This window comes from Microbacterium sp. NPDC089320, from assembly GCF_040684875.1.
Lineage (GTDB): Bacteria > Actinomycetota > Actinomycetes > Actinomycetales > Microbacteriaceae > Microbacterium.
Window position 1 is genome coordinate 135882 of the sequence record NZ_JBFBGY010000003.1, and the last position, 19779, is coordinate 155660.

Below are 19779 nucleotides of genomic sequence, written 5' to 3' on the forward strand. Positions count from 1 at the left end.
ACCACGTCGTCGGCGCCGGCTTGCTCGATGAGCCGCGCCCCCGTCTGTACGAACTTCGCCGCGGGATGACCCCCGGATCTTCGTCGAGGGGGATCACCCGATGCGGATGACCCCCGATGGATGGCTCGCCTGCGCCCTGCGATACTGACGTCCGATCCGCCTGGGACGGTCGCTCGGAGAAGGAAAACGGCATGGACAGGAGCCATCGGACGACGGGGCCGAGAACGTTCGAAGAACGGTGGGATGCGGGCCGCTCCGCGCGCACGCGAATGCCGCGATCGCAGCTCGGCATCTGGTCGCCGCCGGACGACAGACCGGACCCGATCGATCTGCTGGAGGCGCAGGGGAGATCGCGCGTGCGTGAGCTCACGCCCGTGAGATATGCCCGGATGGCGACCTCTCCCCTGGCGTTCTATCGAGGCGGCGCGCTGCTGATGGCGTCGGATCTCGCCTCATCCGGGCACACCGGGATCATCACTCAGCTCTGCGGCGACGCTCATCTGTCGAACTTCGGCCTGTACAGCACGCCGGAGCGGAACCTCACTTTCGATATCAACGACTTCGACGAGACGCTCCCGGGGCCGTTCGAGTGGGACGTCAAGCGTCTCGCGGCGAGCTTCGCCGTGGCGTCCGCGCAGCGGGGATTCTCACCCGAAGAAGGGCGCGCCTGCGTGCTGGCCGCCGCACGCGGCTATCGCACGGGGATCAGGGAAGCGGCGAAGGCGACGGTGCTCGACGCGTGGTACGACCGGTTCGACGCCGAGCGAGCGCAGCGGTGGCTGCGTGCGGAACGTCGTGACGATCGTGCGGGAGACGACGAGGTCAGTCGCCTCGATGCCGTGATCGAGAAGGCCCCGAGACGGGGTCACCGGAAGGCCTTCCGCAAGTTGGTGCGCGCGGTCGACGGCGAGCTGCGGATCATCGCTGCCCCGCCGCTGATCGTGCCCGTGGAGGACATCCTCCGAGAGGCGGGCGACGCCTCCGACGACGAGGAGGTCATGCTCCGCATGATCGCGGCATATCGGACGACGCTGGTCGGCGAACGCCACCCTGTCGAGGAATACCGCTACCGGCACATGGCTCGCAAGGTCGTCGGCGTCGGAAGCGTGGGGACCCGCGTGTGGGTGCTGCTGTTCAGCGGCCGAGACGATGACGACCCGCTGCTGCTGCAGGCGAAGGAGGCGCAGGAATCGGTTCTCGAACGCTTCCTGGGTCCGAGCGAATTCGCCTCCCACGGAGAGCGTGTGGTGCGAGGTCAGCGCCTGATGCAGGCGTCGAGCGACATCTTTCTCGGATGGCAGTCGATCGTCGGGGTCGACGGTCAGCGCCGCGACTTCTATCTGCGTCAGCTGCAGGATGGGAAGGGCGGGAGCGATCCGGACACGATGACACCCCGAGGCGCGACCCTCTATGCCCGGATCTGCGGTGAGACGCTCGCCCGCGCACATGCACGCTCCGGCGATCGCGTCGTGATCGCGGGATATGTCGGTCGCGGCTCCGCGTTCGACGAGGCGGTCGCCGACTTCGCCGCCGCATACGCCGAGCAGAATGATCGGGACTTCGCCGCGCTCACCGCCGCACTCGCGTCCGGCCGCCTCCCGCGGGCGTCCGGGACGGGCGGGATCGATGACGCGATCGGACTCCGCGCTCCGGGCAGCTGATCCTGATCGCCACGGTCGCACCGGTCCCGTGATCACACGCACCGGGTGACGCGGCGCTCCGGCACCCGGGCCAGAATGAGCCGCATGGAGGATCGACTCTCGTTCGCTGAGGTTCTTCGGCACCCGCTCGCCAGCGCGGGTTCCCGTGAATCGACCGCGCTGCTCGTGGGCGCTGCCACGCTGGTGATCGGCGGCGTGGTCTCGCTGCTGGCGTTCTGGGGCCGCACGCTCCCCATCTCGGGTCCGGGGTCGATCGGTCAGTTCACCGCCATCGGGTGCGGGATCACCGCGGTCGTCGTCTTCGTCGCCGCGCGGTCACTCGCCTACGCCCAGCCCGACGAGCGGGCGCCGGGCGCGACGATGCGGTGGTTCGACGTCGCCGCCCTCGCGATCGCCCACGGCATCATCGCGCTGCTCGGGTGGATCGCGCTCACCGACATCCTGCAGCGTAGCTTCACCGGCGCGGAGGTCTTCTCGCTCGCCGGTGCCGCGCTGGCCGGAGCGGCCATGGCGAGCACGGCGTACATCGTCGTGCTCTCCGCGGCGAACATGAGCCCGAGCACCCTCTCGGTGGTGCTCATGCTCTTCCTGGTCGTGGGGACCCTGGCGAGCATGCTGAGCGCATCGGACGAGCAGTGGTGGAAGCTGCACCTCAGCAGTCTCGGTGTGACCGACGATGTGTCGGCTCTCACCTTCAACGTCACGCTCATCATCGGCGGCATCATCGTCACGACGGTCGCCCACTTCGGCACCGCGACCATTCCTGCGGCCGACGCGCGTGCCGCTCGCGGCCGCCGCATCGTGCGACTCGCGCTCACGGTCATGGGGCTTCTGCTGTGCGGAGTCGGGCTCTTCCCCGTGGACCGGTTCCTCGCCGTGCACAATCTGTGCGCCACCGGGATGGTCGTGGTGTTCGTCGCCATGGTGCTGAGTCTGCGTCGGACGGTTCCGGGTACACCGCAGGTCTTCCTGACCCTGGGATACGTGTTCGTCGGCTGCATCGTCGTGCTCGCCGTCTTCTTCGTCACGGGGTACTACAACCTCACCGCGGTCGAACTCGTGGCGTTCCTCCTGGTCTTCACCTGGCTGCTGCTGTTCCTGCGCAACACCCATGGCGCACCGGCTGCGACGAGAGACCCTTCGCCCGGAACGCCGGCGAGGCCGGCGGCACACCGGTCCGAGTGATCAGGTCGGATGGGAGGCGGGCGCGGCCGTCCGCGACCGCGGCGCTGCCGAGCTCTGCCGCACGACGAGCTCGGTGCTGACCAGCGGCGTCTGAGCGCGCTCGCCCCCGTCGAGTTCCGCGAGGAGAGCGTCGACCGCCAGGGCGCCGACCTTCTCGGGGTGCTGCTGCACGGTGGTCAGCGGCGGCCACAGCTGCGCGGCATCCGGCAGACCGTCGAAGCCGACCACGCTGACGTCGCCCGGGATGTCGCGCCCCGCCTCACGGAACGCCCGCACCACGCCGATCGCCATCTGGTCGTTCGCCGCGAAGACCGCGGTGACGCCGTCGTCCTTGCGCAGGCGGAGACCCGCCTGATATCCGGACTCGGCTGACCAATCGCCCTGCAGGGGCTCGGGGGCCACGACTCCGCGGGCTTCGAGCGTCTGCCGCCAGGACTCCCGGCGTCGCTCGGCGGAGTAGGACTTCGCGGGCCCTGCGACATGCCAGACCGTGTGATGTCCGAGGTCGAGCAGGTGCTCGGTGGCAAGGCGCGCACCCTGCGCCTGATCGGTGTCGACGAAGGGATGGGTCGCACCGCGATTCGAGTCGACGAGCACCACGGGCAGCCCGTCGGGGATCTCGACCTCGGCCTCATCGAGCTGATGCGCCTCGATCACGATGATGATCCCGTCGACCGCGTGCTCTTCCAGTCGGCGGAAGGCGCCCGCCACCGTGTCGCGGGCGCTCGACTCGACGGGGATGAGGGTGAGCGCATAGCCCATCTGCGAGGCGCGCACGGCGATCGCGTCGAGAGTGCGCTGGTTGCCATAGGAGCTGAACGAGAACATGATGACGCCGATCGCGCGGAAGCGACCGGAGCGCAGGGCACGGGCTGCGCTGTTCGGCCGGTAGCCGAGGCGCTGCATGGCGTCTTCGACGCGCTCTCGGGTGGCGGCACCGACGTAGCCGCGCGCGTTCACCACGCGCGACACGGTCTGCCCGGAGACACCGGCCTCGCGCGCCACGTCTTCCATGGAGGGGTCTCGCCGCCGTTGCGGCGGCTCTGCCGACTGTACCGAGGTCACGAGCACTCATCCATTCATGTGTTGACGTTGACACACTAGCAGCGGATCGCATATGTTGACGTTGACACACGGCGCAGTGAGCGCCCGATCTCTAAGAAGGTTCTCGTCAATGACGACTCAAGATTCCGCCGTTCTGGCGGACCACGGCATCCGCCGGCGCGACAAGCGCGACTGGAAGGGATGGGCCTTCGTCGGCCCGTTCATGGTCGTGTTCGCCCTGGTGTTCCTGACCCCGCTCGCCTACGCCCTCTACCTCAGCTTCTTCCAGGAGAAGCTGATCGGCGGCACCGCGTTCGTCGGATTCGACAACTACGTCCGCGCACTCACCGATCCGCAGTTCTGGGAGGCCTTCGGCCGAGTGGTGCTGTTCCTCGTCGTGCAGGTGCCGATCATGCTCGCTCTCGCACTCGCGGCGGCTCTCGCCCTCGACAGCGCGCGTCTGCGCGGCGCCTCGTTCTTCCGCATCCTCATCTTCCTGCCCTACGCGGTGCCCGCCGTCGTGGCGGTGCTCATGTGGGGCTACATCTACGGCGACCAGTTCGGCCTGACGTCGAACATCAACGACTTCCTCGGCAGCGACCTCATCACGCCGTTCGCCCGGGAATGGATCCTCGTCTCGATCGGCAACATCGTGACGTGGCAGTTCGTGGGCTACAACATGCTCATCTTCTATTCCTCGCTCAAGACGATCCCGACCGACATGTACGAGGCGGCGTCGCTCGACGGCGCCGGAGCGTGGCGCACGATCTTCTCCATCAAGATCCCGAATGTCCGCGGAGCCCTCGTGATCGCGACGATCTTCTCGATCATCGGCAGCTTCCAGCTCTTCAACGAGCCCAACATCCTGCGCCCCCTGGCCCCGAACGTGATCACGACGTACTTCACCCCCAACATGTACGCGTACAACCTCTCGTTCGCCGGACAGCAGTTCAACTACGCCGCGACGATCGCCATCATCATGGGCGTCATCACCGCAGTGATCGCCTACGTCGTGCAGCTGCGCGGCTCGAAGTCGGAGGTGCGCTGACATGGCACTCCCCCTCGCCCGCCCCTCGCAGAAGCGTCACGACCTGATGAATCCGCGCAAGTCGAAGATCCTGCTGATCGTGATGGTGATGTACGCCCTGTACACACTCATCCCGCTCGTGTGGCTGCTGTTCAGCTCGACCAAGACGCAGTCCGGCCTCTTCAGCTCGTTCGGGCTCTGGTTCTCCGACGACTTCGCCTTCTTCGACAACCTCGTCGCGACCTTCTCGTACCAGGACGGCATCTTCCTGCGCTGGCTCGGCAACACGCTGCTCTACGTGGTCGTCGGGGCGGGCGGTGCCACGCTGCTCGCGACCATGGCCGGCTACGGACTCGCGAAGTACCGCTTCCCCGGCCGTCGCGCGGTGTTCGCGGTCGTGCTCGGCGCGGTCGCCGTGCCCGGCACGGCCCTCGCCGTGCCCACCTTCCTGCTCTTCAGCGAGCTCGGGCTCACGAACACCCCCTGGGCCGTGATCATCCCCTCGCTGATCAGCCCGTTCGGCCTCTATCTGATCTGGGTCTTCGCCTCGGAGTCCGTGCCGACAGAGCTGCTGGAGGCAGCGCGCATCGACGGCGCCGGCGAGTTCCGCACCTTCTTCACGATCTCGATGCGGCTGCTCGCCCCCGGCATCGTCACCGTGACGCTGTTCACCGTGGTCGCGACCTGGAACAACTACTTCCTGCCGCTGATCATGCTCTCCGACCCCGCCTGGTACCCGCTCACCGTGGGTCTGAACCAGTGGAGCGCCCAGGCCATCGGCGCCGGATCGCAGCCGATCTACAACCTCGTGATCATGGGTTCGCTCCTCACCATCATCCCGATCGTCATCGCCTTCCTGCTGCTGCAGAGGTTCTGGCAGTCAGGTCTCACCGCCGGAAGCGTCAAGCAGTAGCCTCCGGCATCCCTCCGCACCGCCCCCGTCGGTCCGACGCTGGACCGCACCCCCGAAAGGACACAGCAATGAAGCACCTTCCCTCACCCGCCGCGCGGCGCACCCTCACGGTGCTCGCGGCCGGAACCGTGGCCGCGCTGGCGCTGGCCGGCTGCAGCACCGGCGACTCCGGCTCCGGCGGCAGCGCTGCCGGCGACGGCTCGTTCGACTCCGTCGAGGCCGCGCTCGAGAAGGGCGGCGAGATCACGTACTGGTCGTGGACCCCGTCTGCCGAGGCCCAGGTCGAGGCGTTCGAGAAGGAGTACCCGAACGTGAAGGTGAACGTGGTCAACGCGGGCACCAACAACGAGGAGTACACCAAGCTGCAGAACGCGATCAAGGCCGGCTCCGGCGCCCCCGACGTCGTGCAGATCGAGTACTACGCCTTCCCGCAGTTCGCTCTGACCGACGCCTTCGTCGACCTGTCGCAGTACGGCTTCGCCGACTTCGAAGACGACTACACCGCCTCGACGTGGAACTCCGTCACCGACGGCGACGCGATCTACGGCCTGCCGCAGGACTCGGGTCCCATGGCGCTCTTCTACAACAAGGCCGTCTTCGATGCCGCGGGCGTCGCCGTGCCGACCACGTGGGACGAGTACTACGAGGCCGCCAAGGCGATCCACGCGGCGAACCCCAACGCGTACATCACGAACGACACCGGCGACGCCGGCTTCGCGACCTCGATGATCTGGCAGGCGGGCGGCAAGCCGTTCGCGACCTCGGGCACGGATGTCACGATCGACCTGCAGGACGACGGATCGAAGAAGTGGACCGAGAACTGGAACCGCCTCGTCGAGGAGGACCTGCTCGCGCCCTACGGCAGCTGGAGCGACGAGTGGTTCCGTGCCCTGGGCGACGGCAGCCTCGCGACCCTCGTGATCGGCGCCTGGATGCCGGGCAACCTGATCACCGGCGCGCCCGACGGCGCGGGCGACTGGCGCGTCGCGCCGATGCCGACCTATGACGGCACCCCGGCGACCGCGGAGAACGGCGGCGGCGGACAGGCCGTGACGACGCAGAGCAAGAACCCGGCGCTCGCAGCCGGATTCCTCTGGTGGCTGAACAACTCGGAGGAGAGCATCTCGACCTTCCTCGAGTCCGGCGGATTCCCGTCGACGACCGCCGAGCTGTCGAGCGAGGAGTTCCTCGCCGACGCCCCCGAGTACTTCGGCGGCCAGAAGATCAACGAGGTCCTCGCCGCGGCGGCCGACGACGTGGTCGAGGGCTGGAGCTACCTGCCCTACCAGGTCTACGGCAACAGCATCTTCGGAGACACCGTGGGCCAGTCGTACCAGAACGGCACCGACCTGAACGAGGGCCTCATGACCTGGCAGGACGCGCTGGTCGAGTACGGCAACTCGCAGGGCTTCGCCGTCAACAAGTAATCGCACGTCCGGGCCGGGCGGGGACTCGCTCTCCGCCCGGCCCTCCCATCGAAAGCACCTCATCGTGACCTCCTTCTCCATCGGCGAGACAGACTTCCTCCGCGCCGGACTCCCCCACCAGGTGATCTCCGGCGCCATCCACTACTTCCGGGTGCACCCCGACCAGTGGCAGGACCGCATCCGCAAGGCCCGCCTGATGGGGCTCAACACGATCGAGACCTACGTCGCCTGGAACGCCCACGAGCCGCGGCGCGGCGAGTGGGATGCGACGGGCTGGAACGACCTCGGCCGCTTCCTCGACCTGATCCAGGCCGAGGGCATGGATGCCATCGTGCGACCCGGCCCCTACATCTGCGCCGAATGGCACAACGGGGGCCTGCCGAACTGGCTCACCGCCGGCGAGCGCGAGCTGCGCTCGTCAGAGCCGACGTTCCTCGCCGACATCAGCGATTACCTCCGTCGGGTGTACGAGATCGTCGGGCCCCGGCAGATCGACCGGGGCGGGTCGGTCGTGCTCGTGCAGATCGAGAACGAGTACGGCGCCTACGGCTCGGACAAGGACTACCTCGAGGCGCTCGTCGCCCTCACCCGTGAGGCCGGCATCACAGTGCCCCTCACCACGGTCGACCAGCCGACCGATCAGATGCTCGCCGACGGCAGCCTGCCCACCCTGCACAAGACCGGATCCTTCGGCTCCCGCAGCGCCGAACGCCTCGCCACCCTGCGCTCCCATCAGCCCACCGGCCCCCTGATGTGCTCGGAGTTCTGGGACGGCTGGTTCGACTGGTGGGGCGGGGTGCACCACACCACCGACGTCGCCACGGCGGCTGCGGATCTCGACGAGCTGCTGGCCGCCGGAGCATCGGTGAACATCTACATGTTCCACGGCGGCACGAACTTCGGCCTCACGAACGGCGCCAATCACAAGGGCCGCTACCTGCCGATCGTCACCTCCTACGACTACGACGCGCCTCTCGACGAGGCGGGCAACCCCACGGCGAAGTTCTTCGCCTTCCGCGACGTCATCGCGAAATACGCGCCGGTGCCGGACGAGCTGCCTCCCGCGCCCGCCGCTGCTCCGGTGTCGTCCGTGCCGTTGACCGCAGCGGGGGCCTGGACGGATGCCGCGGCGACGGCGCCCGCATCCGGGACGCCGATCACGTTCGACGAGCTGGAGCACCTGAGCGCACTCGTGCGGTACGACACCGAGCTCCCCGAGGGGCGCGGCGGTCAGCTCGTGCTCGACGAGGTGCGCGACCTCGCCTGGGTGAGCGTCGACGGTCAGCCCGTCGGCACCCTCTCCCGCACGCGTCACGACCGCTCGCTGGTGATCCCCGCCGGACGGACGCTCAGCATCCTCGTTGAGGAGGGTGGCCGGGTGAACTACGACCACAGGCTCGGCGAGCAGAAGGGCCTCATCGGCGCGCCTGTGCTCGACGGCACGCCGCTGACCGGCTGGCACTCGACCCCGCTCGACGTCGCAGCGATCGCCGCCCGACTCGACGCAGACGGCGCCGGGTCAGTCGCGGAATCGTCGCCTGATACGACGGCCGAGACGATGACGGGCCCGACGGCCTGGGTCGGGCGGTTCGACCTCGCCTCTGCCGCGGACCTGTTCCTCGACACGGCGGCCTGGAGCAAGGGCTACGCGTTCGTCAACGGGTTCTTCCTGGGACGGTACTGGCGCAACGGGCCGCAGCGCACCCTCTTCGTGCCCGCTCCGGCGACGCGGGCGGGGGCCAACAGTCTCGTCGTGCTCGAGCTGGAGCAGCTGCTCGCGCCGACGGCCGAGTTCGTGCCGGCGCTCGCCCTCGGCGACACGGAGGAGTGACGCGCGACGATAGGCGCGGTGATGCCGACGCCAGACGGCCGCGGTGGCGGCTTCGGCGTCGCCGCGGCTGATGCGCTGCCAGTTGCGACCACCGCGCGCGAAGGTCTCGTTCACGGCATCCGGCGCCTCCGACGGGTCCACCGGACGATCGAGCCAGTCGCAGGCGCGCACATGCACGAGGTCGGCAGCGCGGGCGTCGGGTGAGGGGTCGTAGCGCCATGGTCCGGTGATCCGCCCGAGCCACAGCATGCCCTCGGCATCCCGCGTCCACACGAACGTGCCCTCGGCGACCGACGCGAATCTCTCGAGCCTGCGGGCCATCCGCTCGCCGAAGGCCTCGTCGACCGCGGCGGGCGCCGCCGCCAGGGACTCGGGAGCATCGTCGAGCCTGCCGCCCACGCCGCACACGCCCTCCCCGAGCGCCCTCTCGACCGCGAGGCCCTCGGGCACCCGGTCATCGCGCGACCGCATCGGAGCGCGGTAGACGGAGGGAGCCTCGACGCCGGTCACGGGAGCGGCACCAGGGTCGCGTCGATCCCGCGACCGTCGATCTCGACCGTCATCATCGTGCAGACCGGCTGCCGGCGGCGGTCGGTCGGCGACCCCGGGTTCAGCAGACGCATGCCGGATGGCGCGACGGTGTCCCACGGGATGTGGGAGTGCCCGAACACGAGCAGGTCGATCCCCGGGAACGCGGCGTCCATGCGCTCCTCCCGCCGCTGCTTCTGACCGGTCTCGTGCACCACCGCCACCCGGACGTCCTCGACCGTCAGCCGCGCGATCTCGGGCAGCCTCTCTCGCAGCTCCGGGCCGTCGTTGTTCCCGTGGACGCCCACCAGCATCTGCGACCGGGCTTCGAGCAGATCGAGCGTCGCGACGTCGATCCAGTCCCCCGCGTGCACGACGATATCGACGTCGTCGACCGCTCGCAGCACCGCGTCGGGCAGTCGCTTCGCACGGGCGGGCAGGTGCGTGTCGGCGATCAGCAGCAGTCTCGTCGTCACGGTTCTCCATCTCGGGCGGGTACGAGCATCCGCTTCCGACTCTACGCACGCGGCTCGGCACGATGTCATACGCACCCAGCAAACGTTCAGGAAGGCGTAGGATCTCCCGGGTGCCTTGGTATACCGGGCACTCGGAGCTAAGGAGCAGTATGAGTACGACCACAGCGCCCGCGAATCCGCGCTCGCGCGTTATCACGGCGAGCCTCGTCGGCACCACGATCGAGTTCTACGACTTCTACGCCTACGCGACGGCGGCCGTTCTCGTCTTCCCCGTGCTGTTCTTTCCCACGGGCAACGACACCACGTCGCTGCTGTCGTCGTTCGCGGTGTTCGGCGCCGCGATGGTCGCCCGCCCGATCGGCGCTGTCGTGTTCGGCCACTTCGGCGACCGATTCGGACGCAAGGCGACTCTCGTCGCCTCCCTGCTGACGATGGGAATCGCGACGTTCGTCATCGGCCTCCTCCCCACGTTCCAGCAGATCGGCTGGTGGGCGGCGCTGCTGCTTCTCATCCTCCGACTCGCGCAGGGCTTCGCGCTCGGTGGCGAATGGTCGGGCGCCGCCCTGGTCGCCACCGAGAACGCACCGGCCGGCAAGCGCGCCTGGTACGGCACGTTCCCGCAGCTGGGCGCGCCGCTCGGCTTCATCATCGCCAACTTCCTCTTCCTCGCCATCAACTGGCTGCTGCCGCACGCCGAGAACCCGGCCCTGAAGTCCGAGGCCTTCCTGACGTGGGGCTGGCGCATCCCGTTCCTGTTCTCCGCCGTCATGGTCATCATCGGCCTGTGGGTGCGTCTGAAGCTCGTCGAGTCCGACACCTTCAAGACGGCCGAGAAGAAGGGCGCGATCCGCAAGCTGCCCCTCGCGACCGTGTTCCGTCACCACTGGAAGCAGCTCATCCTCGGCACGTTCATCATGCTGGCGACGTACGTGCTGTTCTACCTGATGACGAACTTCACCCTGGCGTACGGCACGAAGCCCGCCACGCTCGAGACGGCGTCCGCCGCCGCTCAGGCCGCCGCCGAGGCGACGGGCAAGGACTTCGACGCCTCGGCCTTCGCCGCGCAGTTCTACCCGGGTCTCGGCTTCGGCTACACCGACTTCGTGCTCATGCAGATCGTCGGCGTCGTGTTCTTCGGCATCTTCACCCTGCTCTCCGGCCCCATCGCGGACACGATCGGACGTCGCAAGCTGCTGCTGTGGGTCACCGGCCTCATCATCGTGTTCGGCTTCACGTTCAACGCCTTCCTGCTCCCCGCCATGGACCCGAAGTTCACCGGTGCACTGGCGCAGGCGTTCCTCGTGTTCGGGTTCATGCTCATGGGCGCGACGTTCGGCCCGATGGGAGCGCTGCTTCCCGAGCTCTTCCCGACGAACGTCCGCTACACGGGCTCGGCGATCTCGTACAACGTCTCGTCGATCCTCGGTGCGGCGGTGGCGCCGCTCATCGCCCTCTGGCTCTGGGAGCTCGGCGACGGCGCTCCCTGGCTGGTGGGGCTTTACCTGTCGGCGATGGGCGTGCTGACATTCGTCGCACTGCTGCTGTCGAAGGAGACGAAGGACAACGACTACGAGTCGGATCTCGGGGTCGCCGCAGCCGTCGAACTCTGACGCTCGCCTCACACGAAGGGCGGCACCTCCTCGGGAGGTGCCGCCCTTCGTCGTCTCTCGCTCAGTACGACGCCGTGACCGTGCGCGACGAGCCGTCGAGCACCATCGTCCCGCCATAAGGCACGATCCACTGCGGCCGCGTGTGCCCGAACGGCACGCCGACGCAGACGACGGCATCGGGGTTGTACCGCGAGACGGTCTCGATCACCGCATCCCGCTGCGCCGCCCGCAGCGCATCGGCCTCGGTCGGCGAAGGGAGGAACTCGAAATCGCTCACGGGCGGACGTGCGACGACCACCCCCGCGACGGCGTCGAGGATGCCGCGCTCCCCCAGCCCGCGCAGCCAGCGCCGCACCCAGCTCGCCGGCGGGCGCTCTTCGCTGGTCTCGAGCAGCAGGATGCCGCCGCGCAGGTCGTACGCCGTGGGCAGCCGGTCGGCGAGCGCCAGCTGGTCGATGACTTCGAGGCAGCCTCCCCAGGTGCGCCCTTCGACGCGGGCAGCCGGACCCGACCAGGCCCAGCCCGCGGTCGCGACGCGATCGCCGTACTCGGTGAGGGCGCGCGGGTCGGCCCAGCGCTTGCCGACGTCCTCCGATTCTCCGGGCTCGGTGACCTCGACCGTGCCGCCGTCGAGCAGCGCCGCGCGAAGCGAGCGGAGGTGCACGTCGTCGACCGCCGGTCCCGGCCCCAGATGCACGGCCGTGGATCCGCCGTAGTAGCCGCGGATGCCGAGGGCCCACAGCCAGCTGAGGATGTTCGTGTTGTCGCTGTAGCCGAGGAAGGGCTTCGGGTCGGCCTGGGCGAGCGCGGCGTCGAGGTGCGGAACCACCAGGATCTGGTCGTCCCCTCCGATGGTCGCGAGGATCGCTCGGATGCTGGGGTCGGCGAAGGCCGCGTTCACGTCGGCGGCGCGCGCTTCCGGGCTCGCCCCGAGCTGACGTGTGGTCGGATACTCGACCGGGATCAGTCCGGTCAGCTGCTCGAGACGACGCAGAGCCTGCTCATGCAGCTCGGGCGCGACCGCGGGAGCGGCGAAGGCGGGCGACAGGACGGCGACGCGGTCGCCGGGGACGGGTTTCGGTGCGGACAGCATCGGCCCAGTCTCGCATCCCCTGCCGTCACGACCTTCGAATCGCGCACTGTGCAGTTTTCGACGGTCGACATCTGCACAGTGCGCGATTCGAAAGTGCGGGGAGGTGCGTCAACATGGGTTGACATGGGATCGATCGTCAACAAGGATTGACGCCGAAGGAGGCTCACCATGACCATGAAGACCGCGATCGGCCAGGAAGACGCCGGCGAGCCGTTGTCGGAGCTCCACCGCCTCGCCGCACTGCGCAGCGAGCTGGCCAGAGAGGAGGAGACGCAGGTGCGACGCGCACGCAATCTCGGCTATTCGTGGCAGGCGATCGCGAGCTCGCTCGGGGTCTCGAAGCAGGCGGCGCACCGCCGCTTCGGCAGACACTGAGACTCATACAGCGCATCCACAGAATCCGACCGCGCACGAAGTACGGTCGAACTACCCCCTTTCAGAACGAGGTTCCGCATGTCCAGCACGGCGACATCACGCCGACGCGGACGCGGCGCGCAGCACGACGGCCCGCGCGCCACTTTCCGCCAGCTCCTCCCCTTCCTCTTCGAGCACAAGCGCACGCTCATCGTCGTCGCGGTGCTCAGCGTCTTCGGGGCGGCCACCTCGCTCGCCCAACCGCTGCTGGTCGGGCAGCTCATCGAGGCCGTGCAGTCCGATCAGGGCCTCGGAATCCTGGTGTGGATCCTCGTCGGTCTCGTGATCGTGTCGTCGATCATCTCGGGCTACCAGCACTACCTGCTGCAGCGCACCGGCACCGCGGTCGTGTACTCGAGCCGCCGCAAGCTGATCTCGCGCATCCTGCACCTGCCGATCAGCGAGTTCGACGCCCGCCGCACCGGCGACCTCGTCTCGCGCGTGGGCACCGACACGACCCTGCTCTATGCCGTGCTCACCCAGGGACTCGCGGATGCCGTCGGCAGCGCGATCCTCTTCCTCGGCGCCCTGATCGCCATGCTCGTGATCGACCCGGTGCTGCTGCTGCTCATCGTCGTCGTGATCGGCGCCTCGGTCGTCGTCGTGACGGCGCTCAGCGGCCGCATCCGCACCGCATCCACCGCCCAGCAGGAGAAGGTCGGCGAGCTCGCCTCCGGCGTCGAGCGCGCCGTCGGCTCGATCCGCACCGTGCGCGCCTCTGGTGCCACCGAGCGCGAGACCGAGACGGTGTCGGCGCTCGCCTCCGAGGCATACGGCATCGGCGTGCGCATCGCGAAGATCTCGTCGCTGGTGGTCCCCATCGCCGGCGTCGCACTGCAGGTCTCCCTTCTCGTCGTGCTCGGCGTCGGCGGCCTCCGGGTCGCGGCCGGCACCATCACGATCGCCTCGCTGATCACGTTCATCCTGTTCCTGTTCATGCTCGTGATGCCGCTGGCGACCACCTTCGGCGCGATCACCTCGGTCAACCAGGCGCTCGGCGCGCTCGGTCGCATCCAGGAAGTGCTGAACCTTCCGACGGAGACCCAGCACGACGCCGAGATCGCCGCGCGATTCCCCCGTGATGCCGCAGACCCTCTCGCTCCGGCGATCGAATTCCGCGACGTGCGCTTCCGCTATCCCGAGAACGTGGTCGCCGCACGCCTGGCCGCCGCGAAGGAGGCGCAGACGCTGCTCGCCGACGCGCACCTCGAACCGACCGACGACTCGGCCGACGCCGCGGAACGCGAGGTGCTGCGGGGCGTCTCGTTCGCCGTGCCGCGCGGGGCCCGCGTCGCGCTCGTCGGCCCCAGCGGCGCCGGAAAGAGCACGATCCTCTCGCTCGTCGAGCGCTTCTACGACCCGACCGGCGGGTCCATCCGCCTCTCCGGCCAGGACTCGCGCACCTACCCGCGAGACGAGCTGCGCGCGCAGTTCGGCTATGTCGAGCAGGACGCCCCGACCCTCGCCGGCACGCTCGGAGACAACCTCCGCCTCGCCTCCCCCGATGCCTCAGACGAGGCGTGCGAGCAGGTGCTGCGTGCGGTGAACCTCGGCGACGTGCTCGAGCGCGATCCGCTGGGGCTCGACGCCCCCGTCGGCGAGGACGGCGTGATGCTCTCGGGCGGAGAACGCCAGCGTCTCGCGATCGCCCGCGCACTGCTGACCGACGCCCCGATCCTGCTGCTCGACGAGTCGACGTCGTCTCTCGACGGTGTGAACGAGCAGCGCATGCGAGAGGCGATCGATGCGGTCTCGACCGATCGCACTCTCATCGTCATCGCCCACAGGCTGTCGACCGTCGTCGACAGCGACCTCATCGTCGTGCTGCAGGACGGCGTCGTGGTCGGTCAGGGCACCCACGCCGAGCTCATCGAGTCGACGCCGCTCTATCGCGATCTGGCACGGCACCAGCTGCTGGCCTGAGCGGCAAGGCCGAGCGCACGACACCGGCTCTGGGAAGTACGCGAAGGCGGGATGCCGGAGACCACTCAGCCATGGGTTCGTCTCCGGTGTCCCGCCTTCGCGGGTAGGAGGGCGCCGTATCCCCCGATATCGGCGCCCGGTCTGTGTCAGGCCCTGTCGAGCCGGTAGCGCAGTGAGGCGAGCTCGGCCCGCAGGGCGGCGGGGACCCTGTCACCGAAGGTGTCGTAGAACTCCTCGGTGAGATCGGCCTCGGTCTTCCATGCCTCGGCATCGACCGAGAAGAGCTCCTCGAGATCGGCCTCGGGTACGTCGATGCCGTCGAGGTTGAGATCCTCGATCAGCGGCAGACGCCCGATCGGGCTGTCGACCGTCGACACCTCGCCCGAGACGCGTCGGATGATCCAGTCGACGACGCGCGAGTTGTCGCCGAATCCGGGCCACAGGAAGCGTCCGTCCGAGCCGCGACGGAACCAGTTCACCTGGAAGATCCGCGGTGCACGGTCGAAGCGCAGCTCCCGGCCGACCTTCAGCCAGTGACCGAAGTAGTCGGCCATGTTGTATCCGCAGAACGGCAGCATCGCGAACGGGTCGCGACGCAGCTCGCCCACCGTACCCTCGGCCGCGGCGGTGCGCTCGGACGAGATGTTGGACCCGAGGAACACACCGTGCGTCCAATCGGTGGCCTCGACGACGAGCGGCACGTTGGTCGCCCGTCGCCCGCCGAAGAGGATGACGTCGAGTGGCACCGCCTCCTCCCAGTCCTCCGAGATCTGCGGGCACTGCGCGGCCGAGACCGTGAAGCGCGAGTTCGGGTGCGCGGCGGGGCGGCCGGAGTCCGGCGTCCAGTCGTTGCCCTCCCAGTCGATGAGGTGCGCCGGCGCCTGATCGGTCAGGCCCTCCCACCAGACGTCTCCGTCGGGGCGGAGGGCGACGTTCGTGAAGATCGTGTTGCCCCAGAGCGTCTCGACGGCGGTGACGTTCGTCGACTCGCCGGTGCCCGGCGCGACGCCGAAGAAGCCGGCCTCGGGGTTGATGGCCCAGAGGCGTCCGTCTTCGCCCGGGCGGATCCATGCGATGTCGTCGCCGAGGGTCTCGACGCGCCATCCGGGAATGGTCGGGCGCAGCATGGCCAGGTTCGTCTTTCCGCACGCCGAGGGGAACGCCGCGGCCACGTGGTATGCCTTGCCCGCGGGATCGATCACGCGGATGAGCAGCATGTGCTCGGCCAGCCAGCCCTCGTCACGGGCGATGACCGAGGCGATGCGCAGGGCGAAGCACTTCTTCGCGAGGATCGCGTTGCCGCCGTAGCCCGATCCGAACGAGTAGACCTCGAGCGTCTCGGGGAAGTGCACGATGTACTTGTCGTCGTTGCAGGGCCACTCGACGTCGGGCTCTCCGTCGGCGAGCGGCGCGCCTACCGAGTGCACCGTCTTGACCCACGGAGCGCCCTCGGCGATCTGGCGGGTGACGGCGTCGCCGACACGCGTCATGATGCCGATCGATGCCACGGCGTACGCACTGTCGGTGACCTGGACGCCGATGTGCGAGAGCGGTCCTCCGACAGGGCCCATCGAGAATGGCACGACGAACATCGTCCGGCCCCGCATCGATCCCTCGAAGATCTCGGTCATCTTCTCGCGCATCTCTGCGGGAGGTGCCCAGTTGTTGGTCGGGCCGGCATCCTCTTCGTTCTCCGAGGAGATGTAGGTGCGGCCCTCGGTGCGTGCGACGTCGCTGGGGTGCGAGCGGGCGAGGTACGAACCGGGGCGCCACTCGGGGTTGAGCTTGATCAGCTTGCCCTCGTCGACCAGTCCGCGCAGCAGCCAGTCGTTCTCGGCACGCGAGCCGTCGACCCAGTGGATCGATGCCGGCTGCGTGAGCGCGGCGATCTCCTCGACCCAGGCGGCGAGCTCTGCCATCGCAGGGGTGTCATACGTCGGAGCCGTCCCGAAGGTGCGCACAGGTGCGACAGATGATGCTCGGGGGGTGAAGACTTCGGCGATCGCCATGACTACTCCTTTGAAGTGAGGGGCGTTTGTTCCATCTTCTTCCGGTTCATCCCCGACTTTTCACCATTCGGGGCGATAAGAATTCGGGTTCTTTCGCTAGTATCAAGGAATGGCTCCTTCCGGCATCCACCTCGCGACTCTCGGCCACCGCATCAGGCACCACCGCCTCGAGAAGGGCTTCACACTCGATGAGCTGGGTGCTCTCGTCGGCGTCGCCGGCTCGCAGCTGAGCCTGATCGAGAACGGCAAGCGCGAGCCGAAGCTCTCGCTGCTGCAGGCGATCGCGTCGGCCACGGGCACCGAGGTCACCGACCTCATCTCCGGGGAGCCGCCGAACCGACGCGCGGCTCTCGAGATCGAACTCGAGCGCGCCCAGGACAGCCCGGTGTTCCGTCAGCTGGGCATCGCACCGGTGCGCGTGACGAAGGGAATGAGCGACGAGACGATCGAGTCGCTTCTGGGACTGCACCGCGAGCTCCAGCGGCGCGAGCGAGAAGCCATCGCCACTCCCGAAGAGGCACGGCGAGCGAACACCGAGCTGCGCCTGCGGATGCGCGAGCAGAACAACTACCTCGCCGACATCGAGAAGCTCGCTGAGAAGCAGCTGCGCTCGGCCGGACACGTGCAGGGCGCCCTGACGCACCGCACCGTGAGCATCATGGCCGACAAACTGGGCTTCGAGCTGATCTACGTCAACGACCTGCCGCACTCGACCCGCTCGGTGACCGACCTCGAGAACGGACGGATCTACCTGCCCCCGGCGTCGATCCCGGGCGGCCACGGCCTGCGATCGATGGCATTGCAGGCGATGGCCCACCGGCTGCTCGGCCACACGCCGCCGACGGATTACGCGGACTTCCTGCAGCAGCGGCTCGAGATCAACTACTTCGCCGCCGCGTGCCTGATGCCCGAGACGGCCTCGGTCGCCTTCCTGCAGCAGGCGAAGAAGGATCGCAACCTCGCGGTCGAGGACTTCCGCGACGCGTTCGGCGTCACGCACGAGGCCGCGGGCATGCGGATGACCAACCTGCTCACGCAGCACGTGGGGATGTCGCTGCACTTCCTCCGCGTCGACGCCACCGGGGCCATCACCCGGGTCTACGAGAACGACGACCTGCCCCTGCCGATGGACGTCACGGGTGCTGTCGAGGGCCAGCGGGTGTGCCGGAAGTTCCAGGCTCGCGCGGCGTTCACACAGCAGAACCGCACGAACGAGCATCACCAGTACACCGACACCCCCTCGGGCACGTTCTGGTGCTCGACGCAGACCGGCGCATCGACAGACGGGGAGTTCTCGATCACCGTGGGCGTGCCGTTCGACGACGCGCGCTGGTGGCGCGGACGGGAGACCGCCGACCGCGCCGTCTCGACCTGCCCCGACGAGGCATGCTGCCGACGACCCTCGGCCGACCTCACCGACCGGTGGAAGGGGAAGGCCTGGCCGAGCGCCCGCGTGCACACCCACATGTTCTCGCCGCTCCCCCGCGGCGCGTTCCCCGGTGTCGACGACAACGAGGTCTACAACTTCCTCGGGCGTCACGCGAGCGAGTGATCGACTCGGTTCGCCGCCTCACCCCTCGAGGAAGCGCGTGAACCGGGCGAGAGCGCTGCGCACCGCGCCGTCATCGACCGGCTGCGATCCGGGTGCGAGGTCGAAGAGCTCCGGCGGTGCGCCGAGCGACGCGGCCGCGTGCGTCCAGCATCCGACGACGCGGCCCTCCGCGACGAGGGTCGCCCGCACCATGCCGTTCTTGCCCGGTCCGACGAGCGGGAGATGCGCAGGGTCGCAGACGGCCGTGCGGTCGGCGTAGGAGATGTAGTACTCGTCGAAGGCGCCCAACGCCAGGACCGCCGGGGTGCGCGGAGATCGCCGGGGACGAGCGGCGCCGATGAACACACCCTCGTCGACCTCGACCACCCGAGCCGCCGCACGATCCCGAGCCTCGCGCGCCTGCCCGAGCGTGAGACCCGACCACCAGGCGAAGTCCGCGACCGCTGCCGGTCCGTGCCCGTCGATGTAGCGCACGAAGAGCTCGGCGAGCGGGTCGTCGGGCGCCGCGTGCTCGCGGATGTGCTGCTCGACGAGCACGAAGCGCTGCTCCCGAGTCACTCCGTCACGCGCGACGACCGGCCCCTGGCAGATCAGCCCGTCGAGCGTGAGCTCGCTCAGCAGGTGGATGCCGCGCTGGCCGGCGGGGTCGATGCCTATGCCCGTGAACACCTCGAACATCTCGGCGCGCGTGAGACCGCCGTCGCGCAGACGCGGCACCACGGCGGTCACGACCGCAGCGACCATCGGTGCGTCGATCCCGAGATCGCGGCGCCTGCCCGCAGCCTGCCTACGCTGCCGCTCGGCGGTCATCGACAGCACCCAGCGCAGGTCTCGCGCCGGGATGATGTGCAGCGTGCCGCGCATGGTCCACGCCCGGACCAGCTCGCCCCGGTCGAAGGCGCGATCGACGGTGCGGAGCGTGGGCTCGCCGCGGGTGCGCGAGGCGAGGACCCACCGCCCGGCGGTGAAGTCCTGGCTCTGCACCGCGAGCATGTGCGATGCGGCATCCGTCGCGGTGCGCGCCGGAGCGCTGAGACGATGCGAACGGAGCCGCTCGGCGCGCAGGGTCGCGGTCTTCATGCCCTC

Annotated in this window: 16 protein-coding genes; 11 read left to right on the forward strand and 5 right to left on the reverse strand. The window is 68.8% G+C overall.

Going from position 1 to position 19779, the window contains the following annotated elements:
• The first annotated feature begins 191 nt into the window (after nucleotides 1-191).
• Both AB0N61_RS09255 and AB0N61_RS09260 read left to right on the forward strand, forming a co-directional pair.
• Nucleotides 192-1661 carry a DUF2252 domain-containing protein gene (locus tag AB0N61_RS09255; RefSeq protein ID WP_363363382.1) on the forward strand — a complete coding sequence of 490 codons (1470 nt, stop codon included), beginning with the start codon at nucleotides 192-194 and terminating at the stop codon, nucleotides 1659-1661.
• Between the two features lie 84 nt (nucleotides 1662-1745).
• A complete protein-coding gene (locus AB0N61_RS09260) occupies nucleotides 1746-2846 on the forward strand; it encodes a DUF998 domain-containing protein (RefSeq protein ID WP_363363383.1) in 1101 nt (366 codons plus the stop codon).
• Here the strand turns inward: AB0N61_RS09260 and AB0N61_RS09265 are convergent, their stop codons facing one another.
• Nucleotides 2847-3860, reverse strand: a complete 1014-nt coding sequence (locus AB0N61_RS09265; RefSeq protein WP_363364226.1) for a LacI family DNA-binding transcriptional regulator — start codon at nucleotides 3858-3860, stop codon at nucleotides 2847-2849.
• Nucleotides 3861-4020: 160 nt separating this feature from the next.
• Here AB0N61_RS09265 and AB0N61_RS09270 point away from each other — a divergent pair, with 160 nt between their 5' ends.
• The 5 genes from AB0N61_RS09270 (at nucleotide 4021) to AB0N61_RS09290 (ending at nucleotide 9572) form a co-directional block, all read left to right on the forward strand.
• Nucleotides 4021-4938, forward strand: coding sequence for a sugar ABC transporter permease (locus AB0N61_RS09270; protein ID WP_363363386.1), 918 nt, complete (start codon nucleotides 4021-4023; stop codon nucleotides 4936-4938).
• Nucleotides 4939-4984: 46 nt separating this feature from the next.
• Nucleotides 4985-5830 (forward strand): carbohydrate ABC transporter permease, encoded by an 846-nt coding sequence (locus AB0N61_RS09275; RefSeq protein ID WP_167946733.1) that lies wholly within the window; start codon nucleotides 4985-4987, stop codon nucleotides 5828-5830.
• Nucleotides 5831-5898: 68 nt separating this feature from the next.
• On the forward strand, nucleotides 5899-7257 hold the full coding sequence (locus tag AB0N61_RS09280) for a sugar ABC transporter substrate-binding protein (protein ID WP_363363388.1): 1359 nt from the start codon (nucleotides 5899-5901) through the stop codon (nucleotides 7255-7257).
• A 64-nt stretch (nucleotides 7258-7321) separates the two neighbouring features.
• On the forward strand, nucleotides 7322-9088 hold the full coding sequence (locus tag AB0N61_RS09285) for a beta-galactosidase family protein (RefSeq protein ID WP_363363391.1): 1767 nt from the start codon (nucleotides 7322-7324) through the stop codon (nucleotides 9086-9088).
• A gap of 247 nt (nucleotides 9089-9335) precedes the next feature.
• Nucleotides 9336-9572: a hypothetical protein gene (locus AB0N61_RS09290; protein ID WP_363363392.1), complete on the forward strand. Its 237-nt coding sequence runs from the start codon at nucleotides 9336-9338 to the stop codon at nucleotides 9570-9572.
• 22 nt (nucleotides 9573-9594) lie between these two features.
• Here AB0N61_RS09290 and AB0N61_RS09295 read toward each other — a convergent pair whose 3' ends face one another.
• A complete protein-coding gene (locus tag AB0N61_RS09295; protein ID WP_363363393.1) occupies nucleotides 9595-10092 on the reverse strand; it encodes a metallophosphoesterase in 498 nt (165 codons plus the stop codon).
• 149 nt (nucleotides 10093-10241) lie between these two features.
• On the opposite strand from AB0N61_RS09295, the gene AB0N61_RS09300 reads away from it, so the two are divergent.
• Complete coding sequence (locus AB0N61_RS09300; protein ID WP_363363395.1) at nucleotides 10242-11702, forward strand: MFS transporter; 1461 nt, start codon at nucleotides 10242-10244, stop codon at nucleotides 11700-11702.
• 61 nt (nucleotides 11703-11763) lie between these two features.
• Here the strand turns inward: AB0N61_RS09300 and AB0N61_RS09305 are convergent, their stop codons facing one another.
• A complete protein-coding gene (locus AB0N61_RS09305) occupies nucleotides 11764-12795 on the reverse strand; it encodes a S66 peptidase family protein (protein WP_363363397.1) in 1032 nt (343 codons plus the stop codon).
• 168 nt (nucleotides 12796-12963) lie between these two features.
• Between AB0N61_RS09305 and AB0N61_RS09310 the strand changes: the two genes are divergently transcribed.
• Both AB0N61_RS09310 and AB0N61_RS09315 read left to right on the forward strand, forming a co-directional pair.
• Entirely contained in the window at nucleotides 12964-13170 is a 207-nt protein-coding gene (locus AB0N61_RS09310; protein WP_363363399.1) for an AsnC family protein, read from the forward strand.
• Between the two features lie 78 nt (nucleotides 13171-13248).
• Nucleotides 13249-15132 (forward strand): ABC transporter ATP-binding protein, encoded by a 1884-nt coding sequence (locus tag AB0N61_RS09315; RefSeq protein WP_363363401.1) that lies wholly within the window; start codon nucleotides 13249-13251, stop codon nucleotides 15130-15132.
• A gap of 146 nt (nucleotides 15133-15278) precedes the next feature.
• Here AB0N61_RS09315 and AB0N61_RS09320 read toward each other — a convergent pair whose 3' ends face one another.
• The gene (locus AB0N61_RS09320; RefSeq protein WP_363363403.1) at nucleotides 15279-17141 is read right to left on the reverse strand and encodes a phosphoenolpyruvate carboxykinase (GTP); all 1863 of its coding nucleotides are present in this window, start codon (nucleotides 17139-17141) and stop codon (nucleotides 15279-15281) included.
• Between the two features lie 109 nt (nucleotides 17142-17250).
• Between AB0N61_RS09320 and AB0N61_RS09325 the strand changes: the two genes are divergently transcribed.
• Entirely contained in the window at nucleotides 17251-18693 is a 1443-nt protein-coding gene (locus tag AB0N61_RS09325) for an XRE family transcriptional regulator (protein WP_167946389.1), read from the forward strand.
• 18 nt (nucleotides 18694-18711) lie between these two features.
• On the opposite strand, the gene AB0N61_RS09330 is transcribed toward AB0N61_RS09325, so the two are convergent.
• Entirely contained in the window at nucleotides 18712-19773 is a 1062-nt protein-coding gene (locus AB0N61_RS09330; RefSeq protein WP_363363405.1) for a winged helix DNA-binding domain-containing protein, read from the reverse strand.
• Nucleotides 19774-19779 lie beyond the last annotated feature (6 nt).